We start from the raw sequence: 16,494 nt of genomic DNA on the forward strand, positions 1-16,494 counted from the left end.
TCTGATACAAGTATATGTTGTTTCCAGTAAAAACTGACTTGTTATCAAATCAGTTTCGGACTTGTTTGGCTTGTTTATATAGATTGTCAATGACATCTTCTAAAGTTTGATTTGCTAATTCCTTCTCTAATTGAGATTCGGAACTAGCGAAAAGCGGTGAAACTGCTCCTTGGATATGTTTTCCAACAGGGCAATCGGGATTACTATTTTGATGAACAGGGAATAAACTAATGTGATTGATTTCTTGAGTAGCATAGTAGATCTCTAGTAAAGTCATTTTCTTTGGAGGCTTACTGAGCTGATAGCCTGTTTTTCCTTGCTGGGAATGAATCAAACCTGCATTTTTCAACAAGGCAATCACCTTTCGAATGTAACTAGCGTTAGTTCCAACACTAATAGCTAATGCTTGAGAACTTAATGTTTCCTTGCTTTCACTAATCATTGTTAAGATATGCAAAGCAACTGAGAATTTTGTATCCATCTGAACTCCTCTTTTGATAAACTTGTATCAGGTACAAGAACAAGTATAGCATAAATTAAAAGAAAAGCAAGACTTTTGTTTTAAATTTTTTAAAATTTTAAGTGTAATCAGATTAGAGATGTCTGGAAAGGGTGTTCACAAAATTATATCTTTAATATCCATTGGTAGAACAAAAGTAGAACAGATACGAAAAAAAGCCTTTACTCAAGGCTTTTCCTGTTGTATGTAGATGCCCCCTACAGGATTTTCAAAATATATGTTGCTTTGATATTCTTGATTTTATAGTGTTTTCGTGATGTTTAAGTGAATATATGAGTTTGTAAATAGTATGTTTCACGTCAAATTCACTCCAAAATTGAAATTTTTAAGGATAGACGCTTGACATTGGAAGAAAAAAGTAGTATAGTGGTCTTATCAAGATACATGAGAGGAATTATGAGGATATATAAAAGTGTTCGCCTAGCTTCTATTGTTAATGCCTGGGTTGATGATTTGGTAAACTTAAAACAGATAGAGTTAGAAAATGAAGAAGGGTTAGCAGAAAGAGCAGAAACTAGCTTGTTAGATACTTTTCCGGTTTTAAATGGAGTTTCTAGAAATATTTCATTTAAAGTAAGTTTTTCAAGTATTGTTGAAATGTGTTATAGAAATACTGCTAATTATACTAAAAATGAATGGGAGGTACTTGCAAACGAGATGGAGAAACAAAATTATAAGATAGAAACTAGTACCACCACTCCAAAGCTATACTTAGACAATGAAATTTGGAATGGCTTAGAAAGTTACCAGAGAAAATTAATGGGAGAAAACAATAGACGAATTTTAAGGCTTTCTTACATCATAAAGTTGGTAATTTTTGCTGGTTGGAAGCAATATCAAAATTAAACCTCTGTAAAGGTTTAATTTTTACCCAATTGTGTATCTTAGCGTAACCACTAAGAATATTTTAATAAAGGAGAATGAAGATGAAAGCTAGAGCTTCACCGTTTATAACAGTATAAAAACGTATAATAAAAATATTTTAACTTGAATTATAGAAAAGGAGAAACAGACTATGAAACAAAAACAACCGATTGTTTCTAGAACGAAACAACATACATTTGAAGAGCTTATTCAAGCCCAAAAGTTAGAAAGATTGGCTAAGTTGGCGCCCGATTTGGTTGGGAGGTATGGTTTTACTGCTAGCTGTGCATCTTCATTTGCGAACTTGATTAAAGAAGCGTATGGGGGTAAAAATCTAAACGTAGTTTATGCGAGTCGGATGTTGGCTCTCTGGAATATTGCTTGCAGTTGTTATCATAAGGCTGATGGGTATTCTTTAGCAGATGCGCTTTTTAGTGATAAAAAAATTTTTCTAGAATCTTTTTATTATCACGATAATACATCAGATATCATCACTATTGATATGATAGAAGACGTTCGTCAAAACTGTTTAATGTTAAGTACTTTTGCTACTTCTGATAGTATTTCTGTTATTGAGTTTGAGATGGAGGAAGAATCCGACTTGTATTATTTTATTAAAGCAACATTAGGTTCTTCTTTTAGTCGCATGCACTATTCAGTATTAGTCAAGGCTCTTGCTGGTGCACTTACAAAGAATATATAAATGTATATTGTGATGGGGAGGACCTCCTCCCTATTACATAGTTGAGAAATGGAGGTTTTCTTTTATGAGTAACAATATTTATAAATATTTATTCTATATATCATTCTTGGGGTTCGCCGGTCTGTTGTACTATGCATTAATTTTAATGAATGTCTTTTCTCCATTGTACGAAGGGACGGCAATCTTGTTATCTTATGTTATTATAATATTTCTTCTCATATGCATAGACATGGCTGCTACACCATTAGAGAAGAATAAAGAGGAGAATAAAAATGATAAGGAAATATAGATTTTGCTTTTTTTGTATGTTCGTCTTCGCTCTTTTATCTGTGTATAACCCCATAGGCTTTGGTTCAGCCCTCAGTGTGCTGTTTTCAATTATAGCATTTCTTTTCTTTGCTATATTCCTTTACTATTTTATTAGAGTTAAATTGATAGCTCTTTCTCTTATTATCAAGGATATAAGAAATAAGATGAGGTAAAATATGTTTCATATAAATATGTTTCATATAAATCGTAGAGTCTCTCTTTGTGAGTCATACATATTATCAACCTCCTTAATGAAGACTTGTTATTGGGCTTGTATACTATCTCAAGTTTTTATATTTATTTTATTGGTTTTAATCTTTAATATCTCAGGACTTTTACTAGTTTTGGCTGTGGTCTTAGAAATTTTAATCGCCAAGAAATTTATATCTAAGCTGAGTGAACTATATAATAGAATTCAGCCCATTCTTGCTATACGCGAGCAATTACTGTTTTTGCTTGAATCTAACAATCTATTTGTGTCTTCTTCTGACGGAGTTATAGTTCGTTCTGTTGTTCTAGACTTTTCTATAGATGAGGAATACATATTTATTTATGCTCGTGTTATGGGTGATAATTTCTCTAATAAGGTGTCAGAGATAGATATATATTTGAGTGCTTGTTTGAATTTGAACTTAGAAGAGAAAGTACAGACTGCTAGTTGTGTTAAGTATACATTTAGAATATATCCTGAAAAAAGAGTGTCTTGGGAGAGCACTCTACAAACTACAAAGCTCACAATTTCCGATAGCGTTGGTTTCCAGTTTGGTTGTCCGCCCCATGTCCTTTTGGCAGGGTCGACACGTTCAGGCAAGACGGTGATGATAGAGAACCTTGTGGCTCAATACTTAATTTTAGGGTCTGACATAAAATTGCTGGATCCGAAAAAAGGCGATTTGAGTTTTCTAATTGGTAAGAAGCTAGAAGATAGATTAAGTTATAAGGTAGTATATAATTCTCCATTCCAGATTGCTGGTGCTTTAAGAGAGGCTGTTGAAGAAATGAATAGACGCTTTCAGGTTATGGCGGATAACCCAGATATATATGTTTCCAAAGGGAAGGTTCTGTCTTGGGCTGATGTCAAGGGAAATTTCCCCCTTGTAGTGGTACTTGATGAAGGGATTGCCTTTAAAACCGAGGCCGAGACGTCTAAAGAAGGGAAAAAAGCCTATGAAGAGGCAATGTCAAATCTTGGGAGTCTCTTGGTAAAATCACGCCAAGCTTCAATAGAGGTGATAGTCGGTTTACAGAGGGCTTCAAGTGACTTTATTCCCACTTATATGAGACAAAACTTTGGGGTAGCTTTATTGTTGGGGGCAACTACGGCTGATTCTGACTCCTGTCGCATGATGTTTTCAAGTCAAGATATTGATTATAAAACTTGCGACATTGGGACAGGGTACATTCAAATAGATGGGGTTATCCCTACTCCTCGGTATGTCGAGACACCGTTTAAGTCTGATGAATTAGACTTTGAGGCATATTTTGACGAAGCTTGTGATAGGTATATGAGGATGCGAAATGAACGAAATTAGTGTTGTTGTGAAGTTATCGAACGGCAGTTTAATGGGTGCTACTGAATGTGATGAAAATCCTTATAAAGCTTTGTTACAAATTTTACAAGTAGTACATATGCAAATTGTAGATGAATTAGAATAATGTAAGGTGGTATTTGAAATGCTGTTGAAACATATTTGCGAGGTATGTGAAAAAAGTGAAATCATTGATTCAGATTTAGCTTTTGATGAAGGATGGGAATATCCTCCATTAATGGGTAGTTTTAGGATTTTATCCCCCAGAACCTGCCCTAATTGTACGATTGAAAAAACTGTGTGGTGGGCATTAGCTATGGAGGGTAAGTCTCTTGAAGATTTATCAAAAAGGCAAATAGAGGTATTAACGAGGATAAACAATGAACCTCTGAGTATTTTACCAAATTCAGATGACGGTCTTTTGGACTAGCGGAATAGGGAGGATTGCCCAGGGGGGCATAATCGAGCGGAGCGCTCATCTTTCCGCTAGTCCAAAAGAGCCAACCGACTGCTTTGCAGGAGGTCAGAAAAAACAGCCCCAGTACTAACTAGGGGGGTATACCATACATAAAATGGTGCTTGAAGCTTTGATACAGTAAGGCGTGGGGCTTGTTGGTTACTGATTCATAGAAATTTGACAAAAGCCCTTGTCCTATAAGGTTTTTGGGCGACTTGTTGAGTAGGGTACGATTTTTAACATAGAAATGGAGTAAAAAATATGACTTATAACATGACGGATACAAACATCAAAATTGGGGCACTTGACTTGGATATGTCCCAGTTTGATATTCCAAAGAAATTCGTTATTTTATCGGCGAGAGTTAATAATAAATATAACGAAGTGAATGGGGAAAAAGTAAAAACTGAGGAAGTATCAAAAATCAGTTGTACTGCTCTTGATTTTGACAAAGTGAAAGTTTTAACAGACATGGGAATCTCAACGGATGATTTAAAGGCTATTAACTTAGAAATTGTTGGTAATGTAGATAAAATTGCAAAAATTGCTCAGAGTGAGGCTTTATTGAATGTTCCTGTAGAACTAGTTCAGCCAAAGGTAAGACTGGCTTGGAATATTTCACGAAGTAACTGGGCAGGTGTTAAACTTGTCTGTGAGGATATTAAAATACTAGGATAGGAGTATATTCCTATGAATACAGTTAGAATTGATTATTTTGCTGTAACAGTTAAGGATGTTTCGCCAGAAAAAGTTCTGACTGACATCCTTTTGATTCCTCTTGAAAGCTTTACCTTGAATGATTGGGGGCTGAATAAGTATAAGCAACACTATTCATGTTCAGAAATTAAGGTGTATTTTAATGCCGATAGGCCTTCTATGGGAGTATTCATCGAATTGAAGGGGCAAGGGTGCCGCCAATATGAGGAATTTATGGAGGGGAATGTTAATAACTGGATTGCCCTAATTACTCGTTTATATCAGTATAATGTTAATTTCACTCGTTTAGATATTGCACATGATATATTTGATGGTACTTTAGACGTACAACGAATATATGACTATTGCAAAAAAGGGTTATGTATTTCTAAGGCAAAGCATTTTGAGTATCATGAGAAATCAGTTCTAGATACTGGGGAGTGTGTAGGAGAAACAGTTGCGATAGGTTCACGAGGTAATCAGCAGTGGTGTGTATATAATAAACGCATGGAGCGACTTGGTAAGCAAGAGCTTGTAGAAGTTTCGTCTTGGACTCGCGCAGAGCTTAGATGTTGGCAGGAGAAGGCTAATATAATTGCTGAGCAGTTATATTTAAAACGTCCCTTATCGTCAATATATTTTGAGGCTATCAACGGTCATTATCGCTTTATTCGTCCAAATGCTACAGATAGCAATCGTTGGAGAAGAAAAAAAGTTAAGTGGTGGGTAAACTATCTAGGGACAGAAAATCAGACAGTTCTTAGTATTACAAGGGCTAAAACGACACTACGGCAGTCTGAGGTTTGGACAGAGAAACAAGTTGCTAAAACATTAGCAAAAGTCTATATTGCAAAGTATCAGGCTTATGATGTTCAAAAGGCAGAGGAATACATTCAAAGCTTACTTAAAGAGGGGCTTTCGAGGCTAACTGATAATGATGAAAAGGATATAGAACAATATATAAGAGAACAGAATAGTTCCCAACTTTGGGGAATTGATGGAAGGAGTGACTGACATATGGCGGATACTATATCAAATAAGGATTTGATTTCAATGGGTTATAGGCCATCAACAGCTAATGCTATTATTCATCAGGCAAGAGATATACTTGTTTCCAGAGGGTATACATTTTATAATAGAAAACGTTTGATGGTTGTTCCAAAAAGTGTTGTGAAAGAGTTGTTGGGAATGGACTTGTGAAATGGCTTATATCGAGTATAAACAGCGTGGGAAGAAAAGGCTTTGGTCGTTCTCTATACGTGAGAGGAGCAAGAGCCTACTCCATAAAAGCGGATTTAAAACAAAACGAGAAGCTAAAATAGAAGCTGAGAAGGTGCTTCATAAGATAAACACAGGAAGTGTCTTGCGCTTTGATATGACCTTACCAGAACTGTACCAAGAATGGCTTGATTTAAAAATTTTTCCTAGCAATAGAAGTGAAGTCACAAAAAAGAAATATCTTATGAGAAAAAATGTTATTAAAAGGCTATTTGGAAATAAACCTGTATCACAAATTAAGCCTAGTGAATACCAAAGAATTATGAATAAGTATGGGCAAACAGTTAGTAGAAATTTTCTGGGTAGATTGAATTCTGGAATTCGTGCAAGTATACAGATGGCTATTGCTGATAAGGTGGTAATAGAAGATTTTACTGCTTATGTAGATTTATTTTCATCCAAGAGTGGACAAAAGGTTGAAGAAAAGTATTTACATACTGAATCTGACTATCAAAAAGTCTTAGTGTATTTGAAAAATAAGTTTGATTATCAGAAATCTATTGTACCGTATGTGATTTATTTTCTTTTTAAAACTGGCATGCGTTTTTCTGAGTTGATAGCTTTGACTTGGAATGATGTTGATGAGGTTGGAGAGCAAGTTAAAACTTATCGTCGTTACAATACCGCTATTCATAAGTTTACTCCACCAAAAAACAATACTTCAATAAGATTAGTTCCCATTACTTCAGATATGCTTTCCTTGTTAAAAACATTGAAAATATTACAACTAAAAACAAATAAAGAATTAAACATTGACAATAAAAATAATTTGATTTTTCAGCATTTTGGCTATGCCTACGATGTTCCAGATATTGCAACAGTCAATAAATCTATAAAAGTAATGTTGAAGGAATTGCAAATTTCTCCATTGATTACTACCAAAGGAGCTAGACACACTTATGGTAGTTATTTATGGCATAATAATATTGATTTGGGAGTTATTGCGAAAATTTTAGGACACAAAGATATCTCTATGCTGGTTGAAGTTTATGGTCATACATTGGAGGAAAAAATTAGTGAGGAATTTATGGCTGTGAAAAGTTTGTTGTAAAAACACGGCAAATTGCACGACAATTTTTAAAAGGAAAGCAAAAAAAGCCCTATATTATAAGACTTTTCCTGTTGTATTTAGATGCCCCCTACAGGGATCGAACCTGTGACCCACGGATTAAGAGTCCGCTGCTCTGCCAGCTGAGCTAAGGAGGCAAAGAAAAAAGCTGTATTGGTGCCGAAACTTCACGGTTTGTATTGAACCCGCGCAATTAAGCAGGTGGGCAACTCGCTCTAACTGAAGCTGTTTCCGTGTGAGACGGCCTACATGCTGTTAGAAGACTTTTGTTTCCCTAATAATACAAAAAATAGTCGGTCAACACTTAAGTGTGAAGTCGTACACCACAGCGTTTCTATGTTTATATGATACCACTTTTTCAAAAAAAATCAAGAGGAAAATGCAATTTTTTGAAAAGGATTTCAGATTTTTCGCAAACGGTCGATAGCTTCCTTTCTTTGAGCCAAAGCCCGTTCATATTTACCAGTATCTTCTGCTTGGAAATAGTGATGATTACGAATTTTTTCTGGCAGATAGTCTTGCTTGACCCAATTTCCAGGATAGTTGTGTGGATAGAGATAGTCTTGGGCATTCCCCAGTTCCTTGCTTCCGCTGTAGTGCCCATCACGCAGGTGTCGCGGAATAGGCAAGTGCCCTGATGTTTTGAGGTCAGCAAGTGCCTTATCCATAGCCACATAGGCCGAGTTGGATTTTGGAGAAAGGGCTAAATCAATCACCACATTGGCAATGAGAATGCGAGCTTCGGGGAATCCAATCCTTTGTGCAGCATCCAGAGCAGTCACGGTATGAATCTGGGCTTCAGGATTGGCCAAACCGATATCTTCATAGGCGATAACGGTCAAGCGACGCGCGAGACTAGGAAGATCCCCAGCCTCTATCAAGCGAGCAGCATAGTGAAGACTGGCATCAACATCTGAGCCACGGATAGACTTTTGCAGGGCAGATAGAACGTCATAGTGACCGTCTCCATCCTTGTCCATGGTAATGTAGCTCCGCTGCAGGCTATTTTCCATGATGTCTAGAGTGATATGGCGGATGCCCTCGTCATTCTCAGGGGTAGAGAGAACAGCCAAGTCCAGTGAGTTGAAGGCAGAGCGCAGGTCTCCGTTTGTAGAGGTTGCGATGAAATCCAGTGCATCCTCATCTAGTTCTACTGGGAAATCAAAACCACGTTCAGGATTATTTAGAGCTATCTGAAGAGCCTCTTTGACGTCTTGGTTAGACAGAGGTTCCAACTCAAAAATTTGAACACGACTGCGAATGGCAGGAGTGACAGAGAAGAAAGGATTTTCAGTCGTAGCGCCAATCATGATGACCAGACCACTTTCCAAGAGAGGCAAGAGGAAGTCTTGCTTGGTTTTATCTAGTCTATGAATCTCGTCTAGTAATAGGACGAGACCACCAGAGAATTTAGCCTCTTCCGCAATTTCTTGCAATCGCTTTTTGCTATCAACTGTCGCATTGAAAGTTCGAAAGGCATACTTAGTAGTCCCAGCGATGGCTGAGGCAATACTGGTCTTGCCTATTCCCGGAGGGCCATAGAGAATCATGGAGGACAGGCGGTTGGCTTCTACCATGCGGCGGATGATTTTTCCTTGTCCGACCAGATGTTCCTGACCGATGACTTGATCGATGGTTTTAGGGCGCATGCGAAGCGCGAGATTGTCTGGCATAGCAGTCCTTTCTAACGTGGATTTTCTGATGTATATGTGGTAAGATGGTAGTATCTATTTTAGCATATTTCCGAGCAATCGGGGCGATTTAAGAGTCGCATAGAAAGAGGACAAAATGGCAACATATGGATTTTTAGATGTTTTAGAGGAAGAGTTGGAGAAGAATTTTCCCTTTGACTTTGAGATTAGTTGGGACAAGCGCAATCACGCGGTAGAAGTGAGTTTTCTACTGGAAGCGCAAAATGCTGCAGGTGTGGAGATGGTGGATGAGGACGGAGAGGTTTCATCAGATGACATTCTCTTTGAAGAAGCAGTGCTTTTTTACAATCCTGCCAAATCAACCGTCAATGAGGAAGACTATTTGACGGTTATCCCTTACCTGCCTAAAAAAGGATTTTCTCGCGAATTTTTAGCTTATTTTGTGTTATTCCTTAAAGATACTGCCGAGGTTGGACTAGATGCCCTTATGGACTTTTTGGAAGACCCAGAAGCAGAGGAATTTGTCATGGAATGGAACCAAGAAGTCTTTGAAGAAGGAAAAGTCGGCTTGGAAGAGGGGGAGTTTTATCCTTATCCGAGATACTAGGAGTTGGATGGAGATTTTATGAAGAAAATTGGGATTTATTTGGTTTATGTGCTAGCTGTTGTCTTTATTATGTTGGCTTGTGCTTGTGGTACAATCGCATTTGCAGAGCTGGGATATTCCGCAGTTTTAGTCTTTACTTTTGGTTATGGCTTCGCTCTTCTAAGTATGTATTTAATCTTTATTCTTCATGAGCTGGGACATGCTTTTTGTGGCTATCTGACAGGCTATCGTCTGGTGGCTTTTGGATTAGGGAACTTTCTTTTAACCAAAAAGTCAGGAAGGCTTCATCTTAGTCGAACAGCAGTTATAAAAAATGTTGGTGCTCAATACATTGGATTAAAAGAGGATGAAAGCGATCAAAGAATCATCCTGATGCTTTCAGGAGGCTTGATGGTTCATCTCAGCTTGATATTATTGGCGATAGTGTTTGGATTTTTGACAAGAAGCTGGTATTTTGCAGGGACTTGGATTTTTCTTAATTTGTCTTTCTTCCTAAATAACATTTTGCCAGTTGGCATCACCGATGGCGCAAAAATTTGGGAATTGCTACAACACCCTGCAAATACGAAATGCGCCTACCTGATGTTGAGGCATTCTGCCCAGACCTTGCTAGCTCCTCAAGAATATGATTTAAAAGACTTTATCATGTCTGTTGATGAGGATGTGAGAGGGAGTTTTGCAGAAAGTGTTCAGACTCTTCAGGGATTGGTATTCATATTGGATGATAATATAGAGCTTGCAAAGCAACAGTTTCAGTCTGTGTTAGAGAAAACAGATAATCCAATGTCTAAAACTATTTCTCAAATATACCTTCTTCAAGTTGCTCTGATGGAAGGAGATAATAAGAAAGCGGAAGAATATGCAAGTATTCGAGGTGTCAAATCCTTTTTATCTCTAAAAACAGCAGATATGCAGGTCATTCAAGCTTGGTATCAATTTAAGGTAAAGAAAGATATAGTTCAAACTCACAAGGCTATGAAGATTGCTAGACAGAAAATGAATAGCAGCCGGATGTTACGGGATGAGAAAATCTATTATCAAAACTGGTTAGCCGAGCTGGAAAAGGAATTGACCGAAGGAGTCTAATATGGAAATAGAAATTTCTGATTTCACAGGCTGTAAGATTGCTTTGTTTTGTGTGGATAAGCTCTTGACTATCTTACGCGATGATAAGGCAAGCATTCCCTGGCCCAATATGTGGGAACTGCCAGGTGGGGGACGAGAGGGGGATGAAAGTCCTTTTGAGTGCGTGGCGCGTGAAGTTTATGAAGAACTGGGAATTCATCTGACTGAGGATTGTCTGCTTTGGAGTAAGGTTTATCCAAGTATGCTTTTTACGGATAAACAATCTGTATTTCTAGTTGGCAAGTTGGCTCAGGACCAATTTGACAAGATTGTCTTTGGAGATGAAGGACAGGGCTATCAGTTGATGAATGTCGAGGAATTTCTTAGTTCCAGTCAAGTTGTACCTCAGTTGCAGAATAGAGTGAGAGATTATTTGGAGGAAGTTCGATAAATGGCGAAGCGTAGCAAAAATATCAATATGTTTCTCATGGATGGTGAAGTGACTGGAAAAATCAAATGTACTTTGTCAAATTGGACGGGAGTGATTTACAAAATACCTCGTATTCAGTTGGGAGATTTGAAGTCGCGTGATGAAATGAAACAAAGTGGTATTTATTTCTTATTTGGTCGAGATGAAGATAAACAGAAAGATGTGACCTATATTGGTCAGGCGACAACTCGGAAAAATGGTGAAGGGGTATTGTTGCGAATTCAAGAGCATACCCGCGATACTCATGCAGATTATTTTAATGATGTCATCATTCTAACAACTCAAAATAATTCTTTCGGGCCAACAGAAATTAGCTATTTGGAAAATAAATTTACTCAACTTGCTAAAGAAGCTGGTCGCTATATTGTGAAAAATGGGAATGATCCAAATCCTGGTAATGTGACTGAGGAAAAGGAATCTGAACTGGATGAAATTGTTGAAAATACGCTAATGATTATTGGAACTTTAGGTTATCGTGTTTTTGTTCCAATGACAAAGAAAGTTAGTCAAGATTTACCTGATAATCATTCAACTTATCTTTATTTAAAGCGTAAAACTAAGAAATCTAACAAAGTAATAGAAGCAACTTGTGAACGGACAACTGAAGGTTTTGTTGTTTTAGAAGGAAGTCAAGTAGAAATAAAGGATTCTCCATACCTTCCAGCAAGTTTAAAAGAAATGCGTCAGAATTTAATAGCTTCTCGGGTCATTCAAGATGGAGTGTTAAAAGAAAAACAACTCTTTTCTAGCCCTTCTTATGCAGCGGCTTTTTTACTGGGTATGCAAACGAACGGTCGAACTGATTGGAAGGATCAGGATGGAAGAACTTTAAAAGAATTAGAAGAATTAATAGATTGATAAGGAAAAAATTTATGGAAACATGGCAAGAGTTAAAAGTTACAGTGAAGCGTGAGGGGGAGGAGTTAGTTTCCAATCTCTTGATTGAGCTGGGAGCGCAAGGTGTTGCGATCGAAGATAGTATGGACTATGTGGGAAATGTGGATCGTTTCGGCGAGATTTTCCCAGAGGTCGAGCAACAAGAAGAAATCGTAGTGACAGCCTATTACCCTGATACGGTTGATATAGCAACGGTTGAGGCAGATTTGCAGGCTCGTCTCGCGGAACTAACTGATTTTATGGACTTGGGAGAGGTAAAAATGGGTACGACTGCCTTGACTGAGGAAGACTGGGCAGACAACTGGAAGAAATACTATGAACCTGCTCGCATCACTCATGATTTGACTATCGTGCCATCTTGGACAGACTATGAGGCGACTGCTGGGGAAAAGATTATCAAGCTAGATCCTGGTATGGCCTTCGGGACAGGAACCCACCCAACTACTAAGATGAGCCTCTTTGCCTTGGAGCAGGTTCTTCGTGGTGGCGAAACGGTGCTAGATGTGGGGACTGGTTCAGGGGTTCTCTCTATTGCCAGTTCACTTCTGGGTGCTAAGGAAATTTTCGCCTACGACCTAGATGATGTGGCGGTTCGTGTTGCTCAGGAAAATATTGAACTAAACCCTGGTATGGAAAACATCCATGTAGCAGCAGGAGATTTGCTTAAGGGAGTTGAGATTGATGCAGATGTGATTGTAGCTAATATCTTGGCGGATATCCTTGTTCATCTGACGGATGATGCTTATCGCTTGGTCAAGGATGAAGGCTACCTCATCATGAGTGGAATTATCAAGGACAAGTGGGACATGGTGCGCGAGTCGGCTGAGTCAGCTGGATTTTTCCTTGAAACCCACATGATTCAGGGGGAATGGAATGCCTGTGTCTTTAAGAAAACCAAGGATATTTCCGGTGTGATTGGAGGCTAGCATGCAACAGTATTTTGTCAAAGGCAGTGCAGTCTCTCCTGTCACCATCGAGGATAAGGAAACCAGCAAGCATATGTTTCAGGTTATGCGCCTGAAGGAAGATGATGAGGTTACTTTAGTCTTTGATGCTGGGATTAAGCGCTTAGCGCGCGTGCTGGATGTGGAAGCTCGTCAGTTCGAATTGGTAGAAGAACTAGATGACAATGTGGAACTGCCAGTCCAGGTGACCATCGCATCTGGATTTCCTAAGGGGGACAAGCTGGAGTTTATCACTCAAAAAGTAACCGAGCTCGGAGCCAGCCAAATCTGGGCCTTTCCTGCCGATTGGTCCGTTGCCAAGTGGGATGGCAAGAAATTGGGTAAAAAGGTTGAAAAACTAGAAAAAATTGCCCTTGGAGCGGCCGAGCAAAGCAAGCGTAATTTGGTCCCAAGTATCAAGCTTTTTGAGAAGAAAGGAGATTTTCTAGCCCAACTTGACCAATTTGACCGCATTGTAGTGGCTTATGAAGAGTCGGCAAAAGAAGGAGAAGCCGCTGCGCTTCTGCAAGCAGTCTCTGGTCTTGAAAAAGGAGCAAAACTGCTCTTTATCTTTGGTCCAGAAGGTGGTCTGTCACCTGCAGAAATCGAAAGTTTTGAAGCTAAGGGAGCAGTCTTGGCAGGTCTTGGTCCTCGTATTTTGCGAGCAGAAACAGCACCACTTTACGCCTTATCAGCCCTTAGTGTTTTATTAGAATTAGAGAAATAAGAGGAAGAAAATGGAACAAAAACACCGTTCAGAATTTCCAGAGAAGGAACTTTGGGATTTAACAGCCCTATACCAAGACCGTGAGGATTTCTTGCGCGCAATCGAGAAGGCTCGCGAAGACATCAACCAGTTTAGCCGTGATTACAAGGGTAATCTTCATACTTTTGAGGATTTTGAAAAGGCCTTTGCGGAATTGGAACAAATCTACATTCAGATGAGCCATATTGGCAATTATGGCTTTATGCCTCAGACGACAGATTATAGCAATGACGAATTTGCTAACATTGCCCAAGCTGGGATGGAATTTGAAACAGATGCTAGCGTAGCCTTGACCTTCTTTGACGATGCCTTGGTAGAAGCTGATGAGGAGGTCTTAGACCGTTTGGGTGAATTGCCTCACTTGACGGCAGCCATTCGTCAGGCAAAAATCAAAAAAGCCCACTATCTAGGGGCTGATGTGGAGAAGGCCTTGACCAATCTCGGTGAAGTTTTCTACAGTCCGCAGGACATTTATACTAAGATGCGAGCTGGGGATTTTGAAATGGCCGACTTTAAAGTCAATGGCAAGACCTACAAAAACAGCTTTGTGACCTATGAGAATTTCTACCAAAACCACGAGGATGCTGAGGTTCGTGAGAAATCTTTCCGTTCCTTCTCAGAAGGTCTTCGTAAGCACCAAAATACGGCTGCAGCAGCCTATCTAGCCCAAGTCAAGTCTGAAAAACTACTGGCAGATATGAAGGGTTACGACTCAGTCTTTGATTATCTTCTGGCTGAACAAGAAGTGGACCGTGCCATGTTTGACCGCCAGATTGACCTCATCATGAAGGATTTTGCGCCCGTTGCTCAGAGATACCTCAAGCATGTTGCCAAGGTAAATGGTCTTGAAAAGATGACCTTTGCAGACTGGAAATTGGATTTGGATAGTGCCCTCAATCCTGAAGTGACCATTGACGACGCCTATGATTTGGTCATGAAGTCGGTAGAACCTTTGGGACAAGAATATTGTCAGGAAGTTGCTCGTTATCAAGAAGAGCGCTGGGTGGACTTTGCTGCCAATAGTGGCAAGGATTCTGGTGGCTATGCAGCGGACCCATATCGCGTGCATCCTTATGTACTTATGAGTTGGACAGGCCGTTTGAGCGATGTCTATACCTTGATTCATGAAATCGGGCATTCTGGTCAATTTATCTTTTCTGACAACCATCAAAGCTACTTCAACGCCCATATGTCGACTTACCATGTCGAAGCGCCATCAACTTTCAATGAATTGCTTCTCAGTGATTACTTGGAGCACCAATCTGACGACCCTCGTCAAAAACGCTTCGCTCTTGCTCACCGCTTGACAGACACCTACTTCCATAACTTTATCACTCACCTTTTGGAAGCAGCCTTCCAGCGTAAGGTGTATACATTGATTGAAGAAGGAGAAACCTTTGGAGCAAGCAAACTCAACAGTATTATGAAGGAAGTCTTGACGGATTTCTGGGGAGATGCCATTGAAATTGACGACGATGCGGCTTTGACTTGGATGCGTCAAGCTCACTACTATATGGGCTTGTATAGTTACACCTACTCAGCAGGACTAGTCATCTCGACTGCGGGTTACCTTCATCTAAAGAATTCAGAAACTGGAGCTGAAGACTGGCTCAATCTCCTCAAATCAGGAGGTAGCAAGACACCACTTGAGTCAGTCATGATTATCGGAGCAGATATCTCTACAGATAAACCACTCCGTGATACAATCCAATTCTTGTCTGACACAGTTGACCAGATTATCGCCTACAGTGCTGAGTTGGGGGAGTAGAGGAATTTAGGATAACGATATGAACAGAATTAAAAAATGGCTGGAACACGATTCACAAAGAATACGTTTTATCAAAATAGGCCTAGTCTTGTTGGGAATCATTTTATTGATTGCTTTGCCTGCTCTCTATCTAGTTTTGAGTGGAGTTGGTATTTGGTATTTTGTAAAGAAAGTACCAGATATTCGAAAAAGAAATTTAATGATAGGACTTTTTGTTGTTAGTTTTGTTGCAGCTGCTCTTCAAACCCCAACAGTCACAAAGAAAACTTCATCTTCTCAGTCAGAAACTAAGCAAACTGCGGCATCCACTGCTAAAGTAGAGTCAACAACCGATGCTTCATCTAGTACAGAAGAAGCAAAACGAGTTGAAGAAGAGAAAAAAGTTGAAGAAGAGAAAAAAGCTAAAGAAAAAGCAGAAGAAGAGAGAATTGCCAAAGAAAAGGCCGCAAATGAGTTGCAAGAAAAAGGTGAAGACTTAGTCAAACAATTGGAAGAAAGTCAAGATCCGAGTCAAGTGAAGTCTGCCAAAGAAACAGTTAATCAGATTGAAAATAACGATAAAAAGGCAGAATTGCTCGACAGGATAGGTGCAGTTGAGTCATTAATTTCTCAAAAAGAAGAAGAGAAAAGAATTGCACGTGAAGCTGAAACTAAAGCCCAACAGCAAGATAGAATTGTTTACGTCGCTAAGAATGGTCAAGCGAAAGTATATTGGTATAACAAGGATAGAATGCCGTCAAATACTAATAAAGCCAACGTTGTCGAGATGACAGAGGCTGATGCAATTGCAGCAGGCAAACGTCCATCTAAAAAAGAATAAGATAGAAAGTTATCTTGGACTAGCTTTTTGAACAGTTGCTAGAAATGTAGAGGTATTGAC

19 protein-coding genes and 1 tRNA gene are annotated in these 16,494 nt (G+C 39.1%); 17 read left to right on the forward strand and 3 right to left on the reverse strand.

Features of this window, described 5'->3' with window-relative positions:
* Positions 1 to 49: 49 nt before the first annotated feature.
* Entirely contained in the window at positions 50 to 481 is a 432-nt protein-coding gene (locus AC6I9F_RS02430; protein WP_498022516.1) for an Rrf2 family transcriptional regulator, read from the reverse strand.
* A gap of 378 nt (positions 482 to 859) precedes the next feature.
* Here AC6I9F_RS02430 and AC6I9F_RS02435 point away from each other — a divergent pair, with 378 nt between their 5' ends.
* The 9 genes from AC6I9F_RS02435 to AC6I9F_RS02475 all read left to right on the forward strand — a co-directional run bounded on the left by AC6I9F_RS02435 (position 860) and on the right by AC6I9F_RS02475 (position 7,407).
* A complete protein-coding gene (locus AC6I9F_RS02435; protein WP_498022518.1) occupies positions 860 to 1,366 on the forward strand; it encodes a hypothetical protein in 507 nt (168 codons plus the stop codon).
* Positions 1,367 to 1,535: 169 nt separating this feature from the next.
* Positions 1,536 to 2,087 carry a hypothetical protein gene (locus tag AC6I9F_RS02440; protein WP_498022519.1) on the forward strand — a complete coding sequence of 184 codons (552 nt, stop codon included), beginning with the start codon at positions 1,536 to 1,538 and terminating at the stop codon, positions 2,085 to 2,087.
* Positions 2,088 to 2,587: 500 nt separating this feature from the next.
* Positions 2,588 to 3,928: an FtsK/SpoIIIE domain-containing protein gene (locus AC6I9F_RS02445; RefSeq protein ID WP_498023162.1), complete on the forward strand. Its 1,341-nt coding sequence runs from the start codon at positions 2,588 to 2,590 to the stop codon at positions 3,926 to 3,928.
* Complete coding sequence (locus AC6I9F_RS02450; RefSeq protein ID WP_001002894.1) at positions 3,915 to 4,052, forward strand: hypothetical protein; 138 nt, start codon at positions 3,915 to 3,917, stop codon at positions 4,050 to 4,052. Before AC6I9F_RS02445 ends, AC6I9F_RS02450 begins: the two co-directional genes overlap by 14 nt.
* Before the next feature lie 18 nt (positions 4,053 to 4,070).
* Complete coding sequence (locus tag AC6I9F_RS02455; RefSeq protein WP_050237723.1) at positions 4,071 to 4,355, forward strand: hypothetical protein; 285 nt, start codon at positions 4,071 to 4,073, stop codon at positions 4,353 to 4,355.
* A gap of 288 nt (positions 4,356 to 4,643) precedes the next feature.
* Positions 4,644 to 5,060 carry a hypothetical protein gene (locus AC6I9F_RS02460; RefSeq protein ID WP_061388751.1) on the forward strand — a complete coding sequence of 139 codons (417 nt, stop codon included), beginning with the start codon at positions 4,644 to 4,646 and terminating at the stop codon, positions 5,058 to 5,060.
* 12 nt (positions 5,061 to 5,072) lie between these two features.
* Positions 5,073 to 6,092, forward strand: a complete 1,020-nt coding sequence (locus AC6I9F_RS02465) for a replication initiation factor domain-containing protein (RefSeq protein ID WP_198457793.1) — start codon at positions 5,073 to 5,075, stop codon at positions 6,090 to 6,092.
* Between the two features lie 3 nt (positions 6,093 to 6,095).
* Positions 6,096 to 6,278: a DUF3173 domain-containing protein gene (locus AC6I9F_RS02470; RefSeq protein ID WP_023943834.1), complete on the forward strand. Its 183-nt coding sequence runs from the start codon at positions 6,096 to 6,098 to the stop codon at positions 6,276 to 6,278.
* A 1-nt stretch (position 6,279) separates the two neighbouring features.
* Positions 6,280 to 7,407, forward strand: a complete 1,128-nt coding sequence (locus tag AC6I9F_RS02475) for a tyrosine-type recombinase/integrase (RefSeq protein WP_498022524.1) — start codon at positions 6,280 to 6,282, stop codon at positions 7,405 to 7,407.
* Between the two features lie 82 nt (positions 7,408 to 7,489).
* Here AC6I9F_RS02475 and AC6I9F_RS02480 read toward each other — a convergent pair.
* Positions 7,490 to 7,562: transfer RNA gene (locus tag AC6I9F_RS02480), tRNA-Lys, on the reverse strand.
* A 264-nt stretch (positions 7,563 to 7,826) separates the two neighbouring features.
* Positions 7,827 to 9,098 (reverse strand): replication-associated recombination protein A, encoded by a 1,272-nt coding sequence (locus AC6I9F_RS02485; protein WP_125451337.1) that lies wholly within the window; start codon positions 9,096 to 9,098, stop codon positions 7,827 to 7,829.
* 115 nt (positions 9,099 to 9,213) lie between these two features.
* On the opposite strand from AC6I9F_RS02485, the gene AC6I9F_RS02490 reads away from it, so the two are divergent.
* From AC6I9F_RS02490 to AC6I9F_RS02525, 8 genes are read left to right on the forward strand one after another with little or no spacing between them, the layout of a single operon-like run.
* Positions 9,214 to 9,684, forward strand: coding sequence for a DUF3013 family protein (locus AC6I9F_RS02490; RefSeq protein WP_261064699.1), 471 nt, complete (start codon positions 9,214 to 9,216; stop codon positions 9,682 to 9,684).
* Between the two features lie 18 nt (positions 9,685 to 9,702).
* Complete coding sequence (locus tag AC6I9F_RS02495; RefSeq protein WP_498022526.1) at positions 9,703 to 10,770, forward strand: M50 family metallopeptidase; 1,068 nt, start codon at positions 9,703 to 9,705, stop codon at positions 10,768 to 10,770.
* Position 10,771: 1 nt separating this feature from the next.
* The gene (locus tag AC6I9F_RS02500; RefSeq protein WP_120770484.1) at positions 10,772 to 11,200 is read left to right on the forward strand and encodes an NUDIX hydrolase; all 429 of its coding nucleotides are present in this window, start codon (positions 10,772 to 10,774) and stop codon (positions 11,198 to 11,200) included.
* On the forward strand, positions 11,201 to 12,097 hold the full coding sequence (locus AC6I9F_RS02505; protein WP_001129470.1) for a GIY-YIG nuclease family protein: 897 nt from the start codon (positions 11,201 to 11,203) through the stop codon (positions 12,095 to 12,097).
* A 14-nt stretch (positions 12,098 to 12,111) separates the two neighbouring features.
* Positions 12,112 to 13,062: a 50S ribosomal protein L11 methyltransferase gene (gene prmA / locus AC6I9F_RS02510; protein ID WP_498022528.1), complete on the forward strand. Its 951-nt coding sequence runs from the start codon at positions 12,112 to 12,114 to the stop codon at positions 13,060 to 13,062.
* Position 13,063: 1 nt separating this feature from the next.
* Positions 13,064 to 13,807, forward strand: coding sequence for a 16S rRNA (uracil(1498)-N(3))-methyltransferase (locus AC6I9F_RS02515; RefSeq protein WP_498022529.1), 744 nt, complete (start codon positions 13,064 to 13,066; stop codon positions 13,805 to 13,807).
* A gap of 10 nt (positions 13,808 to 13,817) precedes the next feature.
* Complete coding sequence (gene pepF / locus AC6I9F_RS02520; RefSeq protein WP_498022531.1) at positions 13,818 to 15,614, forward strand: oligoendopeptidase F; 1,797 nt, start codon at positions 13,818 to 13,820, stop codon at positions 15,612 to 15,614.
* Between the two features lie 19 nt (positions 15,615 to 15,633).
* Positions 15,634 to 16,434 (forward strand): deoxyribonuclease, encoded by an 801-nt coding sequence (locus AC6I9F_RS02525; protein WP_498022533.1) that lies wholly within the window; start codon positions 15,634 to 15,636, stop codon positions 16,432 to 16,434.
* The last annotated feature ends 60 nt before the right edge of the window (positions 16,435 to 16,494 follow it).

It is taken from the genome of Streptococcus nakanonensis (assembly GCF_059738785.1).

Excerpts from the sequence above, each read along its gene's own strand:
- AC6I9F_RS02430 (WP_498022516.1), bottom strand. The coding sequence starts at position 481 with ATGGATACAAAATTCTCAGTTGCTTTGCATATCTTAACAATGATTAGT.
- AC6I9F_RS02440 (WP_498022519.1), top strand. The coding sequence starts at position 1,536 with ATGAAACAAAAACAACCGATTGTTTCTAGAACGAAACAACATACATTT.
- AC6I9F_RS02445 (WP_498023162.1), top strand. The coding sequence starts at position 2,588 with ATGTTTCATATAAATCGTAGAGTCTCTCTTTGTGAGTCATACATATTA.
- AC6I9F_RS02450 (WP_001002894.1), top strand. The coding sequence starts at position 3,915 with ATGAACGAAATTAGTGTTGTTGTGAAGTTATCGAACGGCAGTTTAATG.
- AC6I9F_RS02455 (WP_050237723.1), top strand. The coding sequence starts at position 4,071 with ATGCTGTTGAAACATATTTGCGAGGTATGTGAAAAAAGTGAAATCATT.
- AC6I9F_RS02460 (WP_061388751.1), top strand. The coding sequence starts at position 4,644 with ATGACTTATAACATGACGGATACAAACATCAAAATTGGGGCACTTGAC.
- AC6I9F_RS02465 (WP_198457793.1), top strand. The coding sequence starts at position 5,073 with ATGAATACAGTTAGAATTGATTATTTTGCTGTAACAGTTAAGGATGTT.
- AC6I9F_RS02470 (WP_023943834.1), top strand. The coding sequence starts at position 6,096 with ATGGCGGATACTATATCAAATAAGGATTTGATTTCAATGGGTTATAGG.
- AC6I9F_RS02475 (WP_498022524.1), top strand. The coding sequence starts at position 6,280 with ATGGCTTATATCGAGTATAAACAGCGTGGGAAGAAAAGGCTTTGGTCG.
- AC6I9F_RS02485 (WP_125451337.1), bottom strand. The coding sequence starts at position 9,098 with ATGCCAGACAATCTCGCGCTTCGCATGCGCCCTAAAACCATCGATCAA.
- AC6I9F_RS02490 (WP_261064699.1), top strand. The coding sequence starts at position 9,214 with ATGGCAACATATGGATTTTTAGATGTTTTAGAGGAAGAGTTGGAGAAG.
- AC6I9F_RS02495 (WP_498022526.1), top strand. The coding sequence starts at position 9,703 with ATGAAGAAAATTGGGATTTATTTGGTTTATGTGCTAGCTGTTGTCTTT.
- AC6I9F_RS02500 (WP_120770484.1), top strand. The coding sequence starts at position 10,772 with ATGGAAATAGAAATTTCTGATTTCACAGGCTGTAAGATTGCTTTGTTT.
- AC6I9F_RS02505 (WP_001129470.1), top strand. The coding sequence starts at position 11,201 with ATGGCGAAGCGTAGCAAAAATATCAATATGTTTCTCATGGATGGTGAA.
- prmA (WP_498022528.1), top strand. The coding sequence starts at position 12,112 with ATGGAAACATGGCAAGAGTTAAAAGTTACAGTGAAGCGTGAGGGGGAG.
- AC6I9F_RS02515 (WP_498022529.1), top strand. The coding sequence starts at position 13,064 with ATGCAACAGTATTTTGTCAAAGGCAGTGCAGTCTCTCCTGTCACCATC.
- pepF (WP_498022531.1), top strand. The coding sequence starts at position 13,818 with ATGGAACAAAAACACCGTTCAGAATTTCCAGAGAAGGAACTTTGGGAT.
- AC6I9F_RS02525 (WP_498022533.1), top strand. The coding sequence starts at position 15,634 with ATGAACAGAATTAAAAAATGGCTGGAACACGATTCACAAAGAATACGT.